The sequence below is a fragment of the Achromobacter sp. genome, from assembly GCF_036567245.1.
Lineage (GTDB): Bacteria > Pseudomonadota > Gammaproteobacteria > Burkholderiales > Burkholderiaceae_B > Achromobacter.
Map to the genome: position 1 here is coordinate 1 of NZ_DATCUY010000160.1, position 3717 is coordinate 3717.

The 3717-nt window shown below is 66.7% G+C and carries 5 protein-coding genes; all 5 read left to right on the forward strand.

The genetic code is table 11. The features are described 5' to 3' along the window. Nucleotides 1-404: aldehyde dehydrogenase family protein (locus VIR09_RS07010; protein ID WP_332012221.1), on the forward strand; the 404-nt coding region annotated here is incomplete at its 5' end. Between the two features lie 20 nt (nucleotides 405-424). Beyond that, on the forward strand, nucleotides 425-1642 hold the full coding sequence (locus VIR09_RS07015; protein WP_332012222.1) for an ABC transporter substrate-binding protein: 1218 nt from the start codon (nucleotides 425-427) through the stop codon (nucleotides 1640-1642). Continuing rightward, nucleotides 1639-2454, forward strand: a complete 816-nt coding sequence (locus VIR09_RS07020) for an N-acyl homoserine lactonase family protein (RefSeq protein WP_332012223.1) — start codon at nucleotides 1639-1641, stop codon at nucleotides 2452-2454. The genes VIR09_RS07015 and VIR09_RS07020 overlap by 4 nt, the downstream gene beginning before the upstream one ends. Nucleotides 2455-2466: 12 nt before the next feature. Then, nucleotides 2467-2853, forward strand: a complete 387-nt coding sequence (locus tag VIR09_RS07025) for a hypothetical protein (protein ID WP_332012224.1) — start codon at nucleotides 2467-2469, stop codon at nucleotides 2851-2853. Then, on the forward strand, nucleotides 2850-3717 hold an 868-nt coding region (locus VIR09_RS07030; RefSeq protein ID WP_332012225.1), incomplete at its 3' end, for an alpha/beta hydrolase. The genes VIR09_RS07025 and VIR09_RS07030, both read left to right, overlap by 4 nt.

Consider the following 3717-nt stretch of genomic DNA (forward strand, 5'->3'; position numbering starts at 1 on the left):
TGGCGCACGGCGCGCAACTGGCGGCCGGCGGCACGCGGCCGGATCTGCCGGGCTGGTTCTGGTCGCCGACCGTGCTGCGCGACGTCGCGACCGACAGCCTCGCCGCCAACACTGAACCTTTCGGCCCCTTGGCGCTGGTCAGTCCGTTCAGGGATCTGGACGAAGGGTTGGCGCTGGCCAACCGCCTGCCTTTCGGCCTGGCTGCCTATGTCTTTACGCGAGACGCCGGCACAGCGCGGACCGCGACCGAGCGCATCGAAAGCGGCGTCGTCTGCGTCAACCATTGCCAGGCGTCCTTGCCCGAAACCCCCTTCGGCGGCTTCAAGGATAGCGGCCTGGGCAAGGAAGGCGGCATCGAGGGTCTGCAGGAATTCATGCAGATCAAGTACGTAAGCCAGATATAGGCCAAACCAGGAGACAAACCATGAACAAGAAAATCACCGTCCTGCTGGCGCTCGCCGCCGGGACCGGATTGGCGCAGGCACAAGCGCCAGCGGTGGACGGCATATCGGACGGCGTCGTGCGCATCGGCGTGTTGACGGACATGTCCGGCGCCTACTCCGGCAACGTCGGGCCGGGTTCGGTGCTGGCCACCAAGCTCGCCATCGAGGACTTCGGCGGCAAGGTCCTGGGCAAGCCGGTGGAGATGCTCTCCGCCGACCACCTCAACAAGACCGACGTGGCCGCGGGCCGCGCCCGCGAATGGATGGACCGCGAGAAGGTCGACGTGGTCACCGAGCTGGGCAACAGCGCCGTGGCCCTGGCCGTCATGAATATCGCCCGCGAAAAGGGGCGGATGACCATGGTGACGGGCGCGGGCGCCACCCGCATCACCGGCGAGGATTGCTCGCCCAACAACGTGCAGTGGGTCTATGACACCTACGCGTTGGCCAAGGTGGGCACCCTGCCCCTGGTCGAGGCCGGCGCGAAGAAGTGGTATTTCGTCACGGCCGACTACGCGTTCGGGCATTCGCTGGAAAGCGATGGCATGCGCTTCGTGAAGGACGGCGGCGGCACGGTCGCGGGGACGGTCCGCTACCCCTTCCCCGGCACCGACTTCGCGTCCTTCCTGCTGGCCGCCCAATCCAGCAAGGCGGACGCGGTGGCTTTCGCCAGCGCTGGCGCCGACCTGCAGAACGAGATCAAGCAGGCGCGCGAGTTCGGCCTGTCCGAACGGCAGAAGCTGGTCGCCATGCTGATGAGCATCACCGACGTGCATGGCGTGGGCCTGGAGGCGGCGCAAGGCATGACCTTCGCCGAGACCTTCTACTGGAACATGGACGACGAGACTCGCGCGTTTTCGCAGCGCTTCTTCAAGGCCGCCGGCAAGATGCCTACCGCCTTGCAGGCGGGCCAGTACTCGGCGGTGCTGAACTACCTGCGCGCGGTCGAAAAATCCGGGTCGGACAATGTGGACGTGGTCATGCAGACGCTGCGCGGCATGCCGATACGCGACGCCTTTGCGCGCAATGCCCGCCTGCGCGAAGACGGCAAGCTGATCCACGACACCTACGTCGTCGAAGTGAAGTCGCCGAAGGAGTCCACCGCCGCCTGGGACTACTACAAGATCGTCAAGACGGTGCCGGGCGACCAGGCCTTCATGCCGCTGGCCGAAAGCCAGTGCAAGCTGGTCAAGAAATGAGCGCGGCGCAACCGGCCCCCCCGGCCCCGCCCATCCACGAGGTGTATGCGATCCGCTACGCCAGCGTGGAGCGGCGGGCCGTGGACAATTTCCTGTCGCGCGGCGACGTGCACGATGGGCCGATGCCCCTGGACTTCTATTGCTGGCTGGTGCGCGGCGCCGGCCGCGCGGTGCTGGTCGACACGGGCTTCAGCGCCTGCTCGGCGCGGGCCCGCGGCCGCGCTTTCAGCCTGCAGCCCGAAGCCGCGCTGGCGCGGCTGGGGCTGGCGCGGGAGGACATAGGCGATATCGTCCTGACCCATCTGCACTATGACCACGCGGGCAACGTCGAAGCCTACCCCCGGGCGCAGGTCCATCTGCAGGACGCCGAAATGCGCTACGCCACGGGCCGCTACATGTGCTTCGAGGCGATGCGGCATTTTTTCTCGGCCGACGACGTGCAGGCGGTCGTGCGCCGGCTCTATGCGGGACGGGTGCGATTCCACGATGGCGATTCCCAACTGGCGCCAGGCGTGGAGGTCTACCGGATCGGCGGGCATACGCCGGGCCTGCAAGTGGTACGCGTGCATACCGCCCGCGGCTGGATCGTGCTGGCGTCCGACGCGCTGCACTATTACCGCAACTACACTGACCACAACCCCTTCCCTGCCATCTTCCATGTCGGCGACATGCTGGAGGGCTATGCGCGCATCCGGTCGCTGGCGGATTCCGATGCGCACATCGTGCCGGGCCATGATCCCCTGGTGGCCGAGCGCTATCCGCGCGCGGACGCGGGAGACGGCATCTACCGGCTGGACATGCCGCCGTCCTGAAAGGAACCCGATATGCAAGACGACGATTTCATTCTGCACCGCCTGGCTGGCGCCGTGAACGCGCGCGAACGTCTGGTGTGGCGGGGCCGGCACCTGAACACGGTGTTCCTGCTGGAAGCCAGCGAAACCGCGCACCTGATCACGGTGGCCGGCGGCCGCATCGAACAGGTGCGGCGCGGCCCCTTCGTCATGCCGCGCTGGGACTTCGCGCTGCGCGCGCAAGCCGAGGACTGGGCCCGCTACTGGACGCCCAGGCCGGCGCCGGGTTTCCACGATCTGATGGCCATGATCAAGTTCCGCCGCCTGCGCGCCGAGGGCGATCTCTATCCCTTCATGTCCAACCTGCTGTATTTCAAGGAGGTGCTGGCCTGCCCGCGCACCCCGGGAGCATCCTCGTGAACCCGCAACAAGCCGTATTCGAACCTGTCGTCGGCCGCTACCTGCGCCTGCCATTGGGCGGACGCGAGCACCGCGTCTACGTTGAGGAAGCCGGCGCCGGCGCGCCCCTGCTGTGCCTGCATACCGCGGGCGCGGATAGCCGCCAGTACCGCGCGGTGATGAACGATCCGGAGATACTGCGGAATTTCCGGGTCATCGCCTTCGATTTGCCCTGGCATGGCAAATCCTCGCCGCCCGAGGGCTGGCACGAAGAGACCTATCGTCTTACCTCCAAGGACTATGCCGAGGCGGTGCTGGGCGTGGCCGACGCGCTGGCGCTGGAACGCCCCATCGTGATGGGCTGCTCCATCGGCGGCCGCATGGTGCTGCATCTGGCGCTGGAACATGCGCAACGTTTTGGCGGAGCCATCGGCCTGCAATCGGGGGCCCACGTGGACCCCTACTACGACCTGGAATGGCTGTATCGTCCTGACGTGCATGGCGGCGAAGTCTGCGCCGGCATCGTGTCGGGCCTGGTAGGTCCGGGCAGTCCGGACAAGCACCGCTGGGAAACGCTGTGGCACTACATGCAAAGCGGACCGGGCGTGTTCAAGGGCGACCTGCACTTCTACACCGCGGACGGCGACATCCGGGAACGCGTGGCCCAGATCGACACGCGGCGTTGTCCGCTATGGCTGCTGACCGGCGAGTACGACTACTCATGCACGCCGCAGGACACCGAGTTCCTGGCGGGCCGCATCGCGGGCTCGAAGTGGCAGATCATGGAGGGCATGGGGCATTTCCCCATGAGCGAGGATCCGCAACGGTTCCTGTCGTATCTGCGTCCGGTGTTGCAGGAAGCCGCCACGGCCCGTGAGGGGAAAT

Coding starts and splice junctions, on each gene's coding strand:
- VIR09_RS07025 (WP_332012224.1), top strand. CDS start 2,467: ATGCAAGACGACGATTTCATTCTGCACCGCCTGGCTGGCGCCGTGAAC.
- VIR09_RS07020 (WP_332012223.1), top strand. CDS start 1,639: ATGAGCGCGGCGCAACCGGCCCCCCCGGCCCCGCCCATCCACGAGGTG.
- VIR09_RS07015 (WP_332012222.1), top strand. CDS start 425: ATGAACAAGAAAATCACCGTCCTGCTGGCGCTCGCCGCCGGGACCGGA.